At 64.2% G+C, this 17,579-nt stretch carries 17 protein-coding genes; 7 read left to right on the top strand and 10 right to left on the bottom strand.

Translation table 11 applies throughout. The features are described from left to right. Positions 1-268: 268 nt before the first annotated feature. The gene (locus N7650_RS13565; protein WP_009398444.1) at positions 269-934 is read right to left on the bottom strand and encodes a response regulator transcription factor; all 666 of its coding nucleotides are present in this window, start codon (positions 932-934) and stop codon (positions 269-271) included. Between the two features lie 48 nt (positions 935-982). Beyond that, positions 983-1,531, bottom strand: a complete 549-nt coding sequence (locus tag N7650_RS13560) for a PQQ-dependent catabolism-associated CXXCW motif protein (RefSeq protein ID WP_279898644.1) — start codon at positions 1,529-1,531, stop codon at positions 983-985. A 170-nt stretch (positions 1,532-1,701) separates the two neighbouring features. On the opposite strand from N7650_RS13560, the gene N7650_RS13555 reads away from it, so the two are divergent. Then, the gene (locus tag N7650_RS13555; protein ID WP_009398448.1) at positions 1,702-2,334 is read left to right on the top strand and encodes a response regulator transcription factor; all 633 of its coding nucleotides are present in this window, start codon (positions 1,702-1,704) and stop codon (positions 2,332-2,334) included. A 92-nt stretch (positions 2,335-2,426) separates the two neighbouring features. Here the strand turns inward: N7650_RS13555 and N7650_RS13550 are convergent, their stop codons facing one another. Next, the gene (locus N7650_RS13550) at positions 2,427-3,080 is read right to left on the bottom strand and encodes a pentapeptide repeat-containing protein (RefSeq protein ID WP_279898641.1); all 654 of its coding nucleotides are present in this window, start codon (positions 3,078-3,080) and stop codon (positions 2,427-2,429) included. 104 nt (positions 3,081-3,184) lie between these two features. Continuing rightward, complete coding sequence (exaA, locus tag N7650_RS13545; protein WP_279898686.1) at positions 3,185-4,972, bottom strand: quinoprotein ethanol dehydrogenase; 1,788 nt, start codon at positions 4,970-4,972, stop codon at positions 3,185-3,187. 369 nt (positions 4,973-5,341) lie between these two features. Between exaA and pedF the strand changes: the two genes are divergently transcribed. From pedF to N7650_RS13530, 3 genes are read left to right on the top strand one after another with little or no spacing between them, the layout of a single operon-like run. After that, positions 5,342-5,779, top strand: a complete 438-nt coding sequence (pedF, locus tag N7650_RS13540; RefSeq protein ID WP_064301253.1) for a cytochrome c-550 PedF — start codon at positions 5,342-5,344, stop codon at positions 5,777-5,779. A gap of 4 nt (positions 5,780-5,783) precedes the next feature. Next, entirely contained in the window at positions 5,784-6,539 is a 756-nt protein-coding gene (locus tag N7650_RS13535) for a quinoprotein dehydrogenase-associated SoxYZ-like carrier (RefSeq protein WP_009398459.1), read from the top strand. An 8-nt stretch (positions 6,540-6,547) separates the two neighbouring features. Further along, complete coding sequence (locus N7650_RS13530) at positions 6,548-7,474, top strand: quinoprotein relay system zinc metallohydrolase 1 (RefSeq protein ID WP_279898640.1); 927 nt, start codon at positions 6,548-6,550, stop codon at positions 7,472-7,474. Positions 7,475-7,654: 180 nt separating this feature from the next. Here N7650_RS13530 and N7650_RS13525 read toward each other — a convergent pair whose 3' ends face one another. Next, on the bottom strand, positions 7,655-8,554 hold the full coding sequence (locus N7650_RS13525; RefSeq protein ID WP_279898639.1) for a LysR family transcriptional regulator: 900 nt from the start codon (positions 8,552-8,554) through the stop codon (positions 7,655-7,657). 85 nt (positions 8,555-8,639) lie between these two features. Here N7650_RS13525 and N7650_RS13520 point away from each other — a divergent pair, with 85 nt between their 5' ends. After that, positions 8,640-9,566 (top strand): carbon-nitrogen hydrolase family protein, encoded by a 927-nt coding sequence (locus N7650_RS13520; RefSeq protein WP_279898638.1) that lies wholly within the window; start codon positions 8,640-8,642, stop codon positions 9,564-9,566. Positions 9,567-9,574: 8 nt separating this feature from the next. On the opposite strand, the gene N7650_RS13515 is transcribed toward N7650_RS13520, so the two are convergent. Further along, entirely contained in the window at positions 9,575-10,702 is a 1,128-nt protein-coding gene (locus N7650_RS13515; protein ID WP_279898637.1) for an HlyD family secretion protein, read from the bottom strand. Then, the gene (locus N7650_RS13510; RefSeq protein WP_279898635.1) at positions 10,699-12,348 is read right to left on the bottom strand and encodes an MFS transporter; all 1,650 of its coding nucleotides are present in this window, start codon (positions 12,346-12,348) and stop codon (positions 10,699-10,701) included. The genes N7650_RS13515 and N7650_RS13510 overlap by 4 nt, the downstream gene beginning before the upstream one ends. 350 nt (positions 12,349-12,698) lie before the next feature. On the opposite strand from N7650_RS13510, the gene N7650_RS13505 reads away from it, so the two are divergent. Continuing rightward, on the top strand, positions 12,699-13,709 hold the full coding sequence (locus tag N7650_RS13505; protein WP_279898685.1) for an MBL fold metallo-hydrolase: 1,011 nt from the start codon (positions 12,699-12,701) through the stop codon (positions 13,707-13,709). A 177-nt stretch (positions 13,710-13,886) separates the two neighbouring features. Continuing rightward, the gene (locus N7650_RS13500; RefSeq protein ID WP_279898634.1) at positions 13,887-15,227 is read left to right on the top strand and encodes a diguanylate cyclase; all 1,341 of its coding nucleotides are present in this window, start codon (positions 13,887-13,889) and stop codon (positions 15,225-15,227) included. Between the two features lies 1 nt (position 15,228). Here N7650_RS13500 and N7650_RS13495 read toward each other — a convergent pair whose 3' ends face one another. From N7650_RS13495 to N7650_RS13485, 3 genes are read right to left on the bottom strand one after another with little or no spacing between them, the layout of a single operon-like run. Continuing rightward, on the bottom strand, positions 15,229-15,948 hold the full coding sequence (locus N7650_RS13495) for a TorF family putative porin (protein ID WP_279898633.1): 720 nt from the start codon (positions 15,946-15,948) through the stop codon (positions 15,229-15,231). Then, positions 15,863-16,789 (bottom strand): phosphatase PAP2 family protein, encoded by a 927-nt coding sequence (locus N7650_RS13490; RefSeq protein WP_279898632.1) that lies wholly within the window; start codon positions 16,787-16,789, stop codon positions 15,863-15,865. Before N7650_RS13490 ends, N7650_RS13495 begins: the two co-directional genes overlap by 86 nt. A gap of 2 nt (positions 16,790-16,791) precedes the next feature. Beyond that, positions 16,792-17,481, bottom strand: coding sequence for a histidine phosphatase family protein (locus N7650_RS13485; protein WP_279898631.1), 690 nt, complete (start codon positions 17,479-17,481; stop codon positions 16,792-16,794). Between the last annotated feature and the right edge of the window lie 98 nt (positions 17,482-17,579).

Below are 17,579 nucleotides of genomic sequence, written 5' to 3'. Positions count from 1 at the left end.
AGAGTTCTCGTGTTCGGCGGCCCTGTTCGTGGGCGCCGGTGTGGGTATCAGCGGCGCCTGTGGCTAAACCAATACCCGAAATAAAACGCGGTTGGAGCAATGGAGCCACAGGCAGCCACGGACGCAACGGAACGCGCTGGGCGACCGGTGTGTAGTGCGTGGATGTGGGTGGCGTGGTTCATGTGCTGCTCCAGTTGAATGCGACCGAGCTTACTTCAGCGCAACCGCATGTATCAATGATTAATTCCGATCGTAACGATTAATTCGTTCAGCGACGCAGGTAAGCCGTGAAGTCGATATCGCCCGCGCTGAGGATCGCTTGCACCCGGTTGTGTACGTTGAGCTTGCGCAGGATCGCGGAAACGTGGGCCTTGACCGTGGTTTCGGCGATATCCAGGTTGTAGGCGATCTGCTTGTTCGATTCGCCCTTGGTCATGCGTTCCAGCACCAGCAGTTGCTTGCGGGTCAGGGCCTGGAGCAGCTCCGGGGCGAAACCCTGGGATTCGCTCTGGCTGCGGCGGCTGCCGCTTTTCTGGGTGCGGATGATGTCCGGCGGCAGGTACACGTTGCCGTTGAGTATCTGCTCGATGGCCTCGGTCATCTGCGAGCGTGGCGAGGACTTGGTGATAAAGCCCACTGCACCATAGGTAATGGCCTGCAGGACGATCTGCTTGTCCTGTTCGGCAGAGACGATCACCACCGGAATGGTCGGCGCCTCGTTGCGCAGGTTGATCAGCCCGCCCAGACCGTGCATGCCGGGCATGTTCAGGTCGAGCAGGATGAGGTCGAGATCGTCGTGCTCGCCGGTCAGCGCCAGGGCGCTGTCCAGGTCGGCGGTTTCCATTACCTCGCTGCCGGGGAAGCCATCGCTGATGACGTTATGAATGGCCTCGCGAAACAGCGGATGGTCGTCGGCGATCAGAATCTTGTACATGGCGTTTGCACCTTATTGTTTTGGTTTCGACCGCAAGGAAAACGTGATTCAGGGAAACGCTTCGGGCGTGGCGTTGACCACGGGCAGGCCGGCGTTTTCCCAGGCATCGAGGCCATCACGGTACCAGTACAACCGCGAGTAGCCCAGCGCGGCGGCGCGCTTGACCGCATTCCAGCTCAGCCAGCAGTCCGAGCGGCAGTAGAAGACGATGGCGCGCTGGCGATCACCATTGCTCAAGCGCTCGAGGTGGCGGCTGAAGTACCGGCTCCATTGGGCATCCAGCTCGCCGTCGCCGGTATTGGCCAGCCAGTGGCTGCCGGGCAGGTTGGCATGGGCTTCGCTGGCGATGAACTGGCCGTTGAGGAACGGGCGCTTGTATACGTCGATCAGCAGGGCTGGCGGTTGTTGCTCCAGCAGTGCCTGGACCCGGGCGGTGTCGACGGTGGTGGCGGATTCGGCGGTGGTGGGTGTCGGGCTGCGATAAAGACCGCTGCGGTAGCCGTCGGCGGAGAACAGCGCGGCATCGGCCAGGGCAGTGCTGGCGAAAAGGCAGGACAGGGCCAGGCAGGACAGGGCGGACAGGACACGGGGCGGCATGGTCGTCAGTCTCGTTTTTGTTATGCCGGTATTACAGGTCAGTGCCGAGGCTTTGTGAATGCGACCATCGACAGCAAAAGCGCTACCAAAGTAGTAGGCGAAGGGCTCGGGCAGGGCTCTAGCATGGGACCGTGGCGATAACGTAGCGATAACAACCAGAGAACACGCCGATGGACATCCTGCTGGTCGACGACCATCCGATGCTGCGCTTGGGCCTGAGTGCCGTGCTTGCCGAAGAACTGCCGGTGCGCGAGGCCGCCTCCGGTGAAGAAGCCTTGTTGCGTGTGCAGGAGCAGGTGCCGGGCCTGGTCCTGATGGATTTCGATCTACCCGGTATCAGCGGGCTGGAGACCACCCGGCGCTTGCGCCAAAGGCTGCCGCAACTGCGCGTGCTGTTTTTCAGCGAACATACCGAGCTTGGTCTGGTGCGCCAGGCGCTGGATGCCGGGGCCTGTGGCTTCCTGTCCAAGTCGGTGCCGGCGGCAACCCTGCTCGAAGCCGTACGCCGGGTGCTGGCCGGGCATGCCTATATCGAGCAGGCCCTGGCGACCCAGCTGGCGACCCAGCCGCACCGGGTCGAGCAAAAGGACGCCCGCCTGAGCGGCCTGACCCAGCGCGAAACCGAGATATTCCTGATGCTGGCCAAGGGCACGTCGATGCGGATGATTGCCGAGCACCTGTGCCTGAGCGCAAAGACCGTGTCGAACTACCTGACGCTGTTGAAGAGCAAGTTGCAGGTGAGTTCGCATGCGGAGCTGGTGCACCTGGCGATCGAGACGGGGTTGCTCAGGATCGCGGCCTGACTTGAGGGCCTGATCGCTGGCAAGCCAGCTCCCACAGGTTACTGATCCCTGTGGGAGCTGGCTTGCCAGCGATCAGGCCAGTGAAAACACCATCAATCCCAGGTCTTGGGACAGCCTTCGCAACCTTCCATGTTGGCATCCTGGAAGTTCGCATAATGCTTGCGGGTGCCCCGCAGGTCGGCCTTTTCCAGATTGCTTTCACCGAACTTGGCCTCCTGCAGGTTGGCGTCGGACAGGTTCGCCCCGAGCAGGTCGGCGCGGCTCAGCCAGGTCATTTCCAGGTCGGCGGCCTGCAGATTGCTGTTGTGCAGCTTCGCCCCGGAAAGACGAGCGAACTCCAGGTAGGCGCCGCTCAGGTTGGCGTCATTGAATTTGGCCCCTTGGGCGAACAGGCCCCAGGCCTGGGTGGCGATCAGGCTGGCGCCGGTGAGGTCGGCGATACGCAGGTTGGCCTGCTGCAGGCTGGCACGGTTGAGGTTGGCGCCCTGCAACTGGGCCTTTTCCAGATTGGCCAGGTCGAGCCTGGCATGGCGCAGGTCGGCGCCCTTCAGGTTGGCGCCGGCCAGGTTCATCTTGCTCATGTCCTGGTTGTTCAGGTCGGCACCGGCGAGATTGGCATTCGGGCACTGGCTTTCCGGCTGGATCACGCAGCCATTGATCACCAGCGGCTGGTCGTCGCCATCATCGGCGATCACGGCAAAGGCGGGGGTAATGGCGAGGGTCAGGAGTAGCGGGAGGTATTTCATGGATAGCTCCGTCATTAAGCTTGGGCACAAAACCCTGTGGGAGCTGGCAAGCCAGCTCCCACAGGGGCCAAGGGGGCTGTGATGCCCCTTTGGCCACGTTCAGATCAACGCTGCGCAGTCTTGGTATCCCAGCTTGGGATCTTGAATACCCAGAACGAACCGCCCTGTGCCACTGGCTTGGTCAGCTCGGCCATGTCGCCGCCCCACAGGGGCACCGCGCCGCCGTAGCCGACGGTCACGCCGATGTACTGCTCGCCATCCTGTTCCCAGGTGATGGGCGGGGAGACGATGCCGCTGCCGGTCTGGAATTTCCACAGTTCCTCGCCGGTCCTGGCGTTGAAGGCCTTGAAGTAGCCGTCGCCGGTACCGGTGAAGACCAGGTTGCCCTTGGTCGCCAGCACACCGGCCCACAGCGGCAGGCGTTCCTTGTGTTCCCAGACCATCTTGCCGGTGGTCGGGTCCATGGCCCGCAGCGAGCCTACGTGATCCTCGTACATGCGTTTGATGCGGAAGCCCATGCCCAGGTAGGCGGAGCCTTTCTTGTAGTTGACTTCCTCGGTCCAGTATTCCTCTTTCCACTGGTTGGAAGGCACGTAGAACAGGCCGGTGTCCTGGCTGTAGGCCATCGGGTTCCAGTTCTTGCCACCCAGGAACGGCGGCGAGACTTCCACCGGCTTGCCCTTGGTTTCGCCCGGAGCAGGCTTGGGCGGACGCTGGCCTTCGTTCTCCACCGGACGCCCGGTCTTGAGGTCGATATGGCTGGCCCAGGTGATGTTGTCGGCGAACGGGAAGGCGTTCTTCAGCTTGCCGTTGGTGCGGTCCACCACATAGAAGAAGCCGTTGCGGTCGGCGTGGGCGGTGGCCTTGTACTGCTTGCCGTCCTTGTCCTTGTAGTCGAACAGCACCAGTTCGTTGTTGCCGGAGAAGTCCCAGGCATCGTTCGGGGTGTGCTGGTAGAACCACTTGACCTCGCCGGTGCTCGGATCGACGCCGACCTGGCCGGAGGTATAGAGGCTGTCGTAGTCGTGCGGGTTGCCGTCTTTCGAGGTGCGCGCCCAGGTGTTCCATGGGCCCGGGTTACCGGCACCGACGATGATGGTGTTGGTTTCGGCATCGAAGCTAGCGCTTTGCCATGGGGCGCCGCCGCCGTGGCTCCAGGCTTCGACCTTGCCGGTCTCGGTGGTTGGATCATCCGGCCAGGACGGCGCCTTGACGTCGCCGGTCGGCGTGCTGTCCTTGCCGTTCAGACGGCCCATGTGGCCTTCCACGAACGGACGCATCCACACCTCTTCGCCGGTTTCCGGGTCGCGGGCATAGAGCTGGCCGACCACGCCGAATTCGTCGCCGGAGCTGCCGTGGATCAGCAGCACCTTACCGGTCTTCTGGTCCTTGATCAGGGTCGGGGCGCCGGTCATGGTGTAGCCGGCGGAGTGATCGCCGAACTTCTTGTTCCACACCACCTTGCCGGTGTCCTTGTTCAGGGCGATGACCCGGGCGTCGAGGGTGCCGAAGAAGATCTTGTCGCCGAAGATCGCCGCACCGCGGTTGACCACGTCGCAGCACGGGCGAATGTTGTCCGGCAGGCGGTGGTTGTAGGTCCACAGGCGCTTGCCGGTCTTGGCGTCGAGGGCGAACACCCGCGAATAGGAACCGGTGACGTAGACCACGCCGTCGTTGACGATCGCTTGCGACTCCTGTCCACGCTGCTTCTCGTCGCCGAACGAGAACGACCAGGCCGGGGTCAGCTTGAACACGTTCTTGTCGTTGACCGCTGCCAGCGGGCTCCAGCGCTGGGCGTTGGTGCCCATGCCGTATTGCAGCACGTTGTTGGTGGTCTTGTGGTCGTCGGCGATGTCTTCCCAGGTCACCGGCTTGGCATGGGCAGGCGCCATGGCCAGGGTGCCGACCAGCAGCACGGCCTGCACGGCGAGGGACAAGGGGGCCAGCGAGAGGCGAGAGTGTGCGGCGGGTAACGATCTTATTGTCATCTTGGTGTTTCCCAATGGAGGTTTTGGCCTGCATAGACTGGAACGCCAGGGCCACCCCGGATACGGAAAAACTCCCGCCCTTGCCGGGAAAACTTCCCGGTCCGGACATGACTTGGCATTGCCCCACAAGCCCTACTACCAACGGACTAGGACGCGACCACCAAAGCAGCATGGGGACGCCTGCGGACGCTTCCTAAGATGGCTGGCAGAACCTTTCGCCAGAGAGGTTTTCGCGTGCAAATCGTGCAACCTGAAGTAGTCGAGGGCAAAACAATGACAACAGTTAAGAACGCCTGCCTGAGTGCCGTTTTCCTGGCCGGCCTGGTGAGTGCAGGGGCGGTCATGGCCCACGGCAACGTAGTGCCGACGGCGGTCAATACCGGCAACCTGGAAAAGCTCGGCGAAGAGTGGCGTACCGAGAACCCTTACCGTAACAGCCCGCAGCATGACGAGGCGGTCGCCATCGGTGCCTCGGCCTACAACCAGAACTGTGCGGCCTGCCACGGCCTGGAAGCCAAGTCCGGCGGCATCGCCCCCGACCTGCGCATGCTCGACGAAGGCGCCGCCGGGGACGAGTGGTTCGTCGAGCGGGTGCGCAACGGTTCGGTACGCGACGGCCGCGTCTACATGCCGAAGATGGCCGACTACCTGAGCCAGGAAGCGCTCTGGGCCGTGCGCACCTACCTGGACAGCGTGCACGTCACGGAGTGATGCCATGACCCGGGTGCCGTTGCTGCTGCTGGCGTTATGCCTGGGTGCCCCGGCCCATGCCCTGGATCCGGGGCCTGACCCGGTGCCCTCGGTGATGTGGGAGTTCTACCGCAAGCAATGGATTGGCGACGAGCCGTACCGCTTCGATCAGCGGGTCAAGGTCGTCGCACCGCCGTTCGCCGAGGACGCCCGGCAGGTACCGCTGCAAGTGGATGCCCGGGACGTGCCAGGCCGGGTCAGGCGCATGCTGGTCTGGGCCGAGCTTAACCCGCTGCCCAGAATCGTTGATTTTGCTCCGGGCCCGGACGTGCTGCCCTGGCTGGCGGTGCGGATCCGCATCGAGCAGGCCACGCCGCTGCGTGCCGCCGTGCAGACCGAGGATGGCGTCTGGCACGTCGGCTCGACCCTGATCGACGCTGCCGGTGGCGGCTGCACCGCGCCCAGCGTCGTACGCAGCCAGCCGGGCTGGGAAGAACGGCTCGGCCAGGTGCTCGGTGGGCGCTATCCGCGCGAAGACTTCAGCCGCCTGCGCCTGTCGGTTGCGCACCCCATGGATAACGGCCTGATGGCCGGGATCCCGGAATTCTTCATCGAGCACGCCGAACTGTTCGATGCCGCTGGCCGGTCCCTGGCGACCCTCGAACTGTGGCCGGCCGTGAGCGAAAACCCCAGCCTGTCGTTCGACCTGCGCCGCCCGGGCCCGGTACGCCTGAGCCTGCGCGACAACAACGGCAATGCCTTCGACGCCGCCATCGAATGAGGTCCTGGATGCGAGCCTTGCTGTGCCTGTTGAGCCTTGTCAGCCTGCCGAGCCTGGCCGACCTGGATTACCGTCTCGAACCGCGCCGGATCGCCGACGACACCTGGGTGCTGGAGGGCAGCACCGAGAATTTTTCCCGCGACAATGGCGGCAATATCGTCAATACCGGGTTCATCGTCAGCGAGGCCGGGGTGGTGGTGATCGACAGCGGCCCTTCGCTGCGCTACGGCCAGGCCCTGCGCTCGGCCATCGGCAAGGTCACCGACAAGCCGGTGGTGCAGGTGCTGATCACCCATCACCACCCTGACCACGCCCTGGGCAACCAGGCCTTCGCCGATGTGCCCATCGCCGCCCTGCCGGGCACCAACGCGCAGTTGGCGAAGGAGGGCGACGGCCTGGCGGAAAACATGTACCGCATGGTCGGCGACTGGATGCGCGGGACCCAGGTGCGGGTGCCGGAACAGGCGCTGGAGCCGGGGGTGAAACGCTTTGGTTCCCACCCACTGCGCTTGCTGGCATTTACCGGCCATAGCGGTGCCGATCTGGCAGTGCTGGATGAGAAGACCGGGGTGCTGTTTACCGGCGATCTTGTGTTCTACCAGCGTGCGCTGACCACACCGCACAGCCCGGGGTTGCTGCAGTGGATGGAGGATCTCCAGCAGTTGCAGGGGCTGCCCTGGACGCTGCTGGTACCGGGACATGGCCCGGTCAGCCAGGATCGCCGGCCGTTCGAGCAGATGATGGATTACCTTGGTTGGCTGGACGATCTGCTGCGCGACAGTGCGGCCAACGGCCTGGAGATGAACGAAGTGATCGCCACGCCGATTCCCGAACGGTTCGCGGCGGTGAAATTGAGCAAGTATGAGTTGATCCGAAGCGTGAGCCATCTGTATCCGCGCTATGAGCAGGCGGCCATGGCCAGGGTCGAGCAGTAGGCTGTTCTTGCTGGCCTCATCGCTGGCAAGCCAGCTCCCACAGTGTCCGCGGCGCTCCCGGGATTTGCTCCATACCTGTGGGAAATGAAACAGGCAAATCACAGGTTCAGCGGTGCATGCGATACCTGTGGGAGCTGGCTTGCCAGCGATGAGGCCCGGGAGGGCAAAGGCAAATCTGGATCATTTCACCTGCTCGACTACCTCACGCACCATCTCCAGCACCACCTGGATCGCCGGATCCCGAGCACTGTCCGCCCGCCAGCCCAGTTCCACGGAGTAACGCGGCAAATCGATCGGGCAGGGCAGGCAGACCAACCCGGACAACCGCGCAAGGGCCTGCGCCGCGTGGGTCGGCAGCGTGGCAATGCAATCGCTGCCGTACAACAAGGCCGGCAATGCCGCGAAATGCGTGGTCGACGCCTCGACCCGCCGGTTCTGCCCAAGTGCCGCCAGCGCCTCGTCCACCACCCCGACATAGCCCCCGGACGACACCAGCACATGCCCGCGCCGAAGAAAGTCCTCCAGCCCCAGTTCTCCCGGCAGCGCACTGAGGCAGCTGTAGCCACCGCTCCCCAGCACCTGCCGTCCCAGCACCCGTGAAGCGATGGCCCCGGCGGTCAGCGCCAGGTCGATCTGCCGCCCCATCAACGCATCCGCGGCGAGCATGCTGTGGGTCTGCTTGAACAGCAGGCGCAGGCCAGGCGCCCGCTGCTTCGCCAGGTCGATCAGCGCCCGGCCGATGGCCAGCTCGTGGTCGTCCGATAGCCCCAGGGACACGGTCCGGCCATGGAAGGCGGCCCCGGCACCACTGACCAGCAACAGGCTCTGCCGGCATTTCTCCAACGCTGCGCCGATGATCGGACGCAGTTCCTCGCTTTTCGCAGTGGGCCGCAAACCGCGTCCGGTACGCTCGAACAGATGATCGCCATACACCAGGCGCAGGCGGGCGAGGGCGGCACTCACGGCCGACTGGGTGATGCCCAGGCGAATAGATGCACGGCCTGCGCCGCCTTCCTCGTACAGGGCTTCGAAGACTTTCAGCAGGTTGAGGTCCAGCGAACAGATATTGATTTGATTCATATCAGATGGCGTGTGTGCTGAATTGATTGATAACGCGGTACTGGCGACTATGCCTCAATCTACCCACCACAAGCGAGACAGACCCATGCCAACTTCCATCGTTGCCGCTTTGCAGATCGGCTCGCGCCCCGAGGGCAAGACCGCCACCCTGGAGGCGATCCTGGCCTACGAGGAGCGCATCAAGGCGTCCGGTGTCGGCCTCGTGGTCATGCCGGAGGCGCTGCTGGGCGGCTATCCGAAAGGCGAGATCTTCGGCACCTACCTGGGCTATCGCCTGCCCGAAGGTCGCGAGGCTTTCCAGCGCTACTACGAAAACGCCATCGACGTCCCCGGCGCCGAAACCGACGAGCTGGCCGGCCTGGCCCAGCGCACCGGTGCACACTTGGTGATCGGTGTGATCGAGCGATCCGGCAACACGCTGTTCTGCACTGCGCTGTTCTTCTCTCCGGAGGGCGGACTGGTCAGCAAGCATCGCAAACTGATGCCGACCGGTACCGAACGCCTGATCTGGGGCCAGGGCGACGGTTCGACCCTGCCGGTGCTGGATACGCCGGTGGGCAAGGTTGGCGCGGCGATCTGCTGGGAAAACCATATGCCGCTGCTGCGCACGGCGATGTACGCCAAGGGCGTGCAGGTCTGGTGCGCACCGACCGTGGACGAGCGCGATGTCTGGCAGGCGTCGATGCGTCACATTGCCCACGAGGGTCGCCTGTTCGTGGTCAGTGCCTGCCAGGTCCAGCCGTCGCCGAATACCTTGGGTATCGAGGTGCCGCATTGGGACGGTGATCGCCCGTTGATCCAGGGCAACAGCGTGATCGTCGGGCCGCTGGGCGACGTGCTGGCAGGGCCGCTACGTGGCGAGGAAGGACTGTTGACCGCACGGATCGACCTGGAGGAGCTGGTGCGGGCACGTTATGACTTCGATGTGGTCGGGCATTACTCGCGGCCGGATGTGTTTTCGCTGGTGGTGGATGAGCGGGTCAAGACCACGGTGGAGTTCCGGCGCCAGTGACGCCTGGCTCATTGCCGCGTATCGATACTGACCACCACCGACATCCCCGGACGCAGATGTTGTGCTTCCGGCTGATCCTCATCCACGGTGATCCGCACCGGAATGCGCTGGGCGATCTTGACGAAGTTGCCGGTCGCATTGTCGGCCTGCAGCAGGGCGAATTCCGAGCCGGTGGCCGGGGCGATCTGCTGCACATGGCCGTGCAGCTTGAGGTGGTTCAGGGCATCGACGGTGAAGCTTGCCGGCTGGCCGATGCGCATGTTGGCCATCTGGGTTTCCTTGAGGTTGGCGATGACCCATTTGACCTCCGGCACCAGCGCCATCAACTGTGCGCCGGAATTGACGTAGGCGCCGAGGCGCGTGCCGATCTGCCCGAGCTGCCCATCGCGGGGCGCGGTGACCCGGGTGTTGTCCAGGTCGATGCGCGCCAGTTCCAGCGCAGCCTTGGCGTTTGCCACGGCTGCTTCCAGGGCTGCGCGGTTGACGATCACCGTCTCGCGGTCCTGGCGGGCGATTTCCAGGGCGGCCCGGGCCTGGGCCAGGCTGGCGACGGCGGCGGCATGGCTGGCGCGGCTGAGGTCCAGCTCGCGGCGCGACACCGAGCCGTCGCGGGCCAGTTCTTCGTTGCGGCGCAGGTCGGCCTGGTTGCGCGCGGCCTGGGCCGCAGCGTCGTCGATGGCCGCCTGGCGCTGGGCGATCACCGCTTCGGCGCTGTTGCGTTGCTGCAGGTTGTTGGCCAGCGCCGCCTGCTGCTGTTGCAACTGGGCCTTGGCCTGGGCCAGGCGCTGGGTGTAGATGCGGTCGTCGAGACGTACCAGCAGCTCGCCAGCCTTGACGAACTGGAAGTCGTGCACCGGCACTTCGACGACGTACCCCGCCAGTTGTGGACCGATGATGGTCACCTGGCCTCGCACCAAGGCGTTTTCCGTGCTCTCGATGGTGCTGCCGAAGGGTGGCAGGCGCCAGGCATACAGCACGACGAGAATCCCGACGATGGCCACGGCGGCGAAACTCAAGGTCGAGAGCAGGCGTACCCTGCGCGAGCGCTGCGGGCTGCCCGGTTCGCTGGGCGGAGCGAGGCCTTCCGGGGTTTCGGCGATGGCGGTGGTGGTGGTCGAGGGGGTTTCCTGGGTCATCGGCTCGGTGCGTCGCTTGAGGGGGTGGGGACCGCTGCCTGGCGCGCGAGATAGCGCAAGCGCAGGCTGCGGATGAAGATCCAGATCATGGTCAGCACGGCGATCGTGCCGATCAGCATGAATACATCGTTATAGGCCAGGATATTGGCCTCGCGGGTTGCGGCGCTGGCCAGCAGGCGCACGCCGGCCTCGTTGCGCAGGGCCGGATCGGCAATCACTCCCGCATAGCCGGCGCCACCACTCTGGATCCTGGCGTTGACCAGGGGTTCCAGGTAACCGAGGTTTTCCACCAGGTGACTGGAGTGGAATTTCTCCCGCACCGTCTGGAAGGTACCGAGCAGCGCCGAGCCGAGCAGGCCGCCGAGGTTGTTGCAGATACCGAACATCACCGAAAAGCTCACCAGGTTGCGCGGGTTGGCGCGTACATGGCCGATGCCCAGAGCCATGCTCGGGCCGAGGAAGAAGGTGCTGCCGAAGGCCAGCAGGAACTGGCTGAAGTACATCTGTGCCGGGCGGGTCAGGTTGCTCGACGAGCTGTCCATGAAGGCACCGGTTGCCATCGCCGCCAGGGAGACGAACAGCGGCAGCACCAGGTGCTGCGGGGTGATGGTCAAGGCACTGGTAGCCAGCCCCGTCGCCGCGCCGAGCAACATGATCCAGTACAACTGGCGCATCTGCTCGCTGCCCATGTTCAGTGCTTGCAGGAAACCCACCGCCCCGGTGGACTGCTCCGAGGTCACCATGCGGATCAGCACCACGCACAGGGCCAGGCGCACGATGGCGCCGCTGCCCAGCCAGCGGGTCATCAGCAGCGGGTTGCTGCGGTTGTGCTCGATGGCGAGGCCGCTGCACACCAAGGCGATGGACGAGGCCAGGGCCACGCCGATCCAGGGCGCGTCCAGCCACCAGTCGATGCGGCCGAGGGAGAGTACTGCGCAAAGCAGCGCGGTGCCGCTGGCCATCAGCGAAAAGGTCAGGAAGTCCAGGGGCTCGAAGGTCTTGAAGCGGTCGCCGGGAGGGAGCTTGAGCATCAGCACGCAACCCAGTGCGGCCAGGGCCAGCCCCAGTTCGAACAGGTACAGGCCGCGCCATTCGGCGATCTGCAGCAGGTCTTCGGAAAACACCCGGGCCAGCGGTACGGCCAGTTGCGAGGCGCCAAGCCCGAGCACCATGGCCTTCAGGCGCCACTGCGCCGGGAACGCCTGGATCATGTAGTACAGGCCCAGCGAGCTGAGGGCCGCGCCGACCATGCCATGGGCGGCGCGCACGGCGATGGCCGAGTTGAGGTCGTTGACGAACAGATGGGCGAAGGTCACCAGGGCATAGAGCACCAGGAACACTTCGGTAAAGGCGCGCAAGCCGAATTCCTGGCGGAACTTGACCAGCAGCAGGTTCATCGACACGTTGGTCATCACGAACGCAGCGGGCAGCCAGGCCATCTCGGCACTGGTCGCGCCCAATGCGCCCTGGAGAAACGGCAGGTTGGCGGTGACCAGTGCGTTGCCCAGGCCGCCGGTGATCGCCACCAGCAGGCCCACCGCAGCAAAGGCCATGCGCTTGGCCGGGGCATGCAACGGCGTCGACGGCGAGCCGGGCAATGCGGGTTTTTCGTGGGGGAGCCACTGGCGGGGGGCGTATTTGTCCATTAAGCAGGGCCATGAGCATTTAGGAAAACTTTACGCGAGGTGCAATGGGAAGAGAATCATCAGGGACCCTACTGGCCTCATCGCCGGCAACGCCGGCTCCCACAAGGTTCTGCGGTGTTCGCCATCCCTGTGGGAGCCGGCGTTGCCGGCGATGAGGGCCTGCGAGTCCCCACGGAGCTTCCTGCTTGCATATTCCTCCAGGCTCATTGCCCGATCCCCGCCGGTTAATCTTCCTTCACTTGAATCCCCGGGCATCCCGAGTAGATTGGAAACCTCGCCCCCGGAGGATTCCGCCCTTGAAACCCGAGCATGCCCATTCGCCCCAGGCCCGGCAGGGACGCTTTCACAACCTGACGCCACGACCGGCCGACGCGCCGGCGCCGGACGCCAGGGTGCTGTGGAACCTGCTGTTCAACAAACCGCGCTTCACCGTGCCGCGGGTGGCATTGCCCGTGCAGCGCCTGACCCGGCAGGACCTGGAACAGGCCGCCGACGGCAGCCTGTACCGCCTGGGGCATTCGACCCTGCTGTTCAGGCTCGAAGGCAACTGGTGGCTGACCGATCCGGTGTTTTCCCGGCGGGCTTCGCCGTTCGCCTTCGCCGGACCCAAGCGCTTTCACGAACCGCCGATCAGCCTCGCCGAGCTGCCGCCGATCCGTGGGGTGATCCTCTCCCATGATCATTACGACCATCTCGACCGCGCCACCATCAAGGTCCTTGCACCCAAGGTGGAGGTGTTCGTCACGCCGTTGGGCGTCGGCGACCGCCTGCTGGCCTGGGGTGTGCCGGCGCACAAGGTGCACCAGTTCGACTGGTGGCAAGGCATCGACGCCGGCGGCCTGCGCCTGACCGCCACGCCGGCGCAGCATTTTTCCGGTCGCGGCCTGCGTGATGGCAACCGCACCCTGTGGTGTTCCTGGGTGATCGAAGCGCCCGGGTTCAAGCTGTTTTTCAGCGGCGACACTGGCTACTTCGACGGCTTCGGCGAGATCGGCCGACGTTTCGGCCCGTTCGACCTGACCCTGATGGAAACCGGCGCCTGGAACGAACACTGGCCCTACGTGCACATGCACCCTCGGCAGACGGTACAGGCCCATGTCGACCTGGGCGGTCGCTGGCTGCTGCCGATCCATAACGGCACCTTCGACCTGGCCATGCACGCCTGGTACGAACCTTTCGAAACCGTGCTGGAGCACGCGGCGCAGCAGGGCGTCAGCGTTGCGACGCCGGGCATGGGCGAGCGCTTCGACCTGTGCGCACCGCAGGCCGGCAAGCGCTGGTGGCGCGAAGCGGTGGCCGAGGAAAAACGCGCCGAAGCCGGGGCGGGCCCGCGGCGTTGCTGCCTGCACGGGGAGCGCTGACTGCCAAGACTTTCACGTTCAACGTGCAATAGAATGCGCGCCTGGCGAGCACATGACGCCCGCCAGCGATTGAACGCCTCTTCAGGTCCGAAGGGGCGTCACGCTTTCTGCTGAACTGAAAATAGGCCAGACATGCCAAGCGTTTCTCCAGAAGTACAAGCCAGGGAATGGCATTCCATGGTCGCGCAGTTCCCCGACGCGCTGACACACGCCTTGAAAGGGCTGGTCGAGACTCACAAGGTCACCCTCGCCGCACGTTTCTACGAACAGATGCTGGCCGACCCCAACGCCTCGCTGATCCTCTCCCATGAAGACGTCAAGAGCCGCCTGGGCAGCTCGATGCAGGCCTGGTTGGTGAAGGTCTATTCGGCCCGCGCCGGTGATGACTTCCTGCCGCTGGTGGCGTTGCAGAAGCAGGTGGGCGAGGTGCATGCACGAATCGACGTGCCGCTGCACCTGGTGCTCGGCGGTGCGCGCTATCTGAAAAAGCAGCTGTACCAACTGATTGCCGAGCAAGGCTGGGCCGCGCAGGAGCATGCGCAAATCCTGCGCCTGGCCAGCGAGACGATGGACCTGGCCATGGAAATCATGAGCCACGCCTACAGCCGCTCCCATGACCGCAATTCGCGCAACGAGGAAGGCTACCGGCTGTTCTCGGTATTGCAGAACATCACCACCGAGCGCGAGCGCCAGCGCGGCGCCTTGCTCGACTGGGAAAACAGCCTGATGTTCGACCTGGCGATGGGGGCCAGCGGGGCCAACCTGCCGCGCCTGGCCGCTGCGGATTTCGGTCTGTGGTTCCGCCACAAGGGCGCCTATGCGTTCCAGAACACCCGGGAAAGCGAGCAGATCCTGGCGATCATCCGTCATGTGGACGACGAACTGCTTCCGCGTTTCCTGGCTGCCGCGGGCGACGAAGCGGCGCGCATGAGCCTGCTGCGGGAAATCCGTGACCGGACCAAGAGCCTGATGTTCAACCTCGATAGCCTGTTCAACAGTGCCAACGAGCTGGAAAGTGGCCGCGACGTGCTCACCCGCATGCTTAACCGCAAGTTCCTCCCGGTGGTGATCGGCAACGAAATCGCCATCGCGCAAAAGACCGGCCAGCGTTTTTCGGTGCTGTCGGTGGATATCGATCACTTCAAGGCGATCAACGACCGCTTCGGCCACGACGCCGGCGACCTGGTCCTGCAGCAGGCCGCGGAGATCCTCAGCAGCCACAGCCGCGCCGGGGACTACGTGTTCCGCATGGGCGGCGAGGAATTCCTGATGATCCTGGTCGACATCAACAACGCCAACGCGCTGAAGGTCGCGGAAAAGCTGCGGCACAAGATCGGCGCGGAAACCTTCAACCTGACCGAGGGCCGCAAGCACCGGCTCACCGTGAGTATTGGCGTAGCGACCTACAGTGGGCACCCGGATTATCAGCATCTGTTGCGCCAGGCCGACCAGGCCATGTACCAGGCCAAGCAGGGCGGGCGGGACCGGGTGGTGTCCTACGACACCCTGGACGGCTGATTCAGAAGAAACTGCGCTGTGCCTTGAAGGTGATGGTGCTGTCGCAATAGGTGTTGATGCCCGAGTAGGCCTCGCAGCCACCACCGCTGAGGTCCGAACTGCTGTAGATCAGGTCAAGGTCCATGCCCAACCAGGGCCTTGAAAGCTGCAGCGACCAGTCGCTGAAACTCTGCACCTGGCTGCCATCGCCGATGGTGAAGGGTGTGCCCAACTGATGATGGGCGAGCTTGAGGGTGATTCCGGCATCCAGCAGCGGCACCCGGCCGAGATCGGCGAACAGGGTGCCGGTGCGGTTGTCGGGGTTGTTGCGCAGCGCGCCACCGAGGCGACTGCCGAAGATCGCCAGGCCGCCATACAGCGCGTAGCTGTCGTTGCCGGAGACGTTGGGCAGGCTGTAGTGGATCAGGCCGACCTCGTAGCCAAGGCTGTCGTTGAAGCGTTGCCGGGTGCCCAGGTAGCTGTCCAGGCGCAAGGTGGTGTTTTCCGACAGGCCCATGCTCGGCGCGTACTGGCCGAAGTACCAGCCGCTGGCGTGGCTGACGTCCAGTCCGCCATGGAAGGCGCCCAGGGGACCGGGCGATATCAGCCCCTGGGCCATGCTGCGGGAACTGGTGGTTCCCAGGCGAAAGTCGAAATCACCCAGCTGGCGCTGGATCTGCTGGGCCTGTGCGATCTGGCTGAAGGCCGTGGCGGCCAGCAGGAGTAAAAGCGGCCTGGTCATGGTCACTGCCCTGGAAAGCTTGTACTAGAGCCCCAGAGCTTACCGCCAGCGGGCGCGGGTTTAAACCCTGCTGGCCTTGCAATGCCAGCCTCCCGTAGAACAGCAGTGCGCTCGCCCAGCTCGCCAGCCAGACCACGATCCCCGCCCAGAAGGTATGCGACATATAGTGCCAGCCCTGCAGTACCCGGGTGGTGCCGTAGAGCGTGCCGATCAGCAGGATCGCCACCAACAGCTTGCGCGCATGGGGCCAGCGATGGCGCAGGACGACGAAGTACAGCGCCAGCAGCGTGAAACCGCTGGAGGCATGGCCGCCCGGCCAGCAGCGGCCGGGGCCGGCCTTGTCGAATATCGAGAAGTTGCTGAACCACTCCAGGTGCGGTTGATCGCCGCCATACAGGGTGGTTTCCACCGGGCAATACACGCCCGTATGGCTTTTCAGGTAATGGATGAGCGTGGTGCTCAGGGCGAAGGCCGTAACCACGTACAGCAGGTCGCGCCGATACTGCGCGGTAAACCGCAGCAGTGGAGCGATCCGCGCCTTGTCCAGCAGGCTGACTGCGCGTTGATGCCTGGCCAGCAGGGGCCATGAGAAAGACAGCAAGGTGCCCACGACAGCCGCCTCGCCGGTCCAGTCCGGAAGGATCCGCGGCCACTTGTGCGTGAGTTTTTCGAACAGTTGGCTGTGCTGCAGGATGTACTGCTGGGTGGCCGGGTCATAGAACAGGTCGTTGATCAGGCGATCCAGGCGGGTCAGGTCGAACAGCAGGAAGGTCGCGGCCGCCAGCAGCAGCGGCACGCCCAGGTTGACCAGATAGAAATCCTTTCGCGAAGCAGTCCGCATGCTTATTTCCCCGCGCTGGCGACGACTTTGCGCCATTCGTTGGCATTCATCTGGCCGAGGATCCGCGCCTTGCCGTCATTGTTCATCGACACGAACAGGGCGCTGGCATATTCGCTGGAGCGCTCGCCACCGGGCACCTTGAGCTGGCGCTCGACGTGGTCGATGCAGCCACTGTGGGTGACCAGTACCAGATTCACGCCGGGCCGTTTGCCTTGCAGGGCCGCATGGGTGAAATCGCGATCGCATTCACCGATCCAGTCACGGCTGGCGACCTCCTTGCCGAAGATGAAGTGAGCCGTCTGCCGGGTGCGGTACTCGGGGCTGCTCAGCACTTCGGCGTCGCCCAGGCCAAGGCGCTGCAAGCCGTTGCCCACTTCGATCGCCGCCTGGCTGCCTTCTACGGTGATGCCGGTGGGGTCGCTCAGGCAGGGGTTGTCGGAACGGTCGCAGCGTTCGGCATGACGGATCAGCACGATCACCTTGCCCTTGGCCCATTCTGCATAAATCCCGCTATCGAGCATCTGCTGCTCACTACCCAGGCTCATGACATGTGTCCTCGTGGAAAGCCACGCGGCTGACGCGGCCAGAAGCAGAAGGGCGCACAGGCCCGGGACCAGCAGTTTTTTCGAAATCGGAAGACGTCGCTTGGGACGGGAAGGAAGAGCGGGATTATCGAAAACGCCTTGCAGCATGACTGTCACTCCGGGACAAGCACTACGGGAATGACGGCAATTTAGGCAACGGCGTGTTCGGGGCGGGTGAAGGAGATGTCAAAAAAGAGTTGTAACCA

It is taken from the genome of Pseudomonas sp. GD04058, assembly GCF_029836855.1.
Classification (GTDB): Bacteria; Pseudomonadota; Gammaproteobacteria; order Pseudomonadales; family Pseudomonadaceae; genus Aquipseudomonas; species Aquipseudomonas bharatica.
This window is presented reverse-complemented; position numbering and strand designations above follow the sequence as displayed.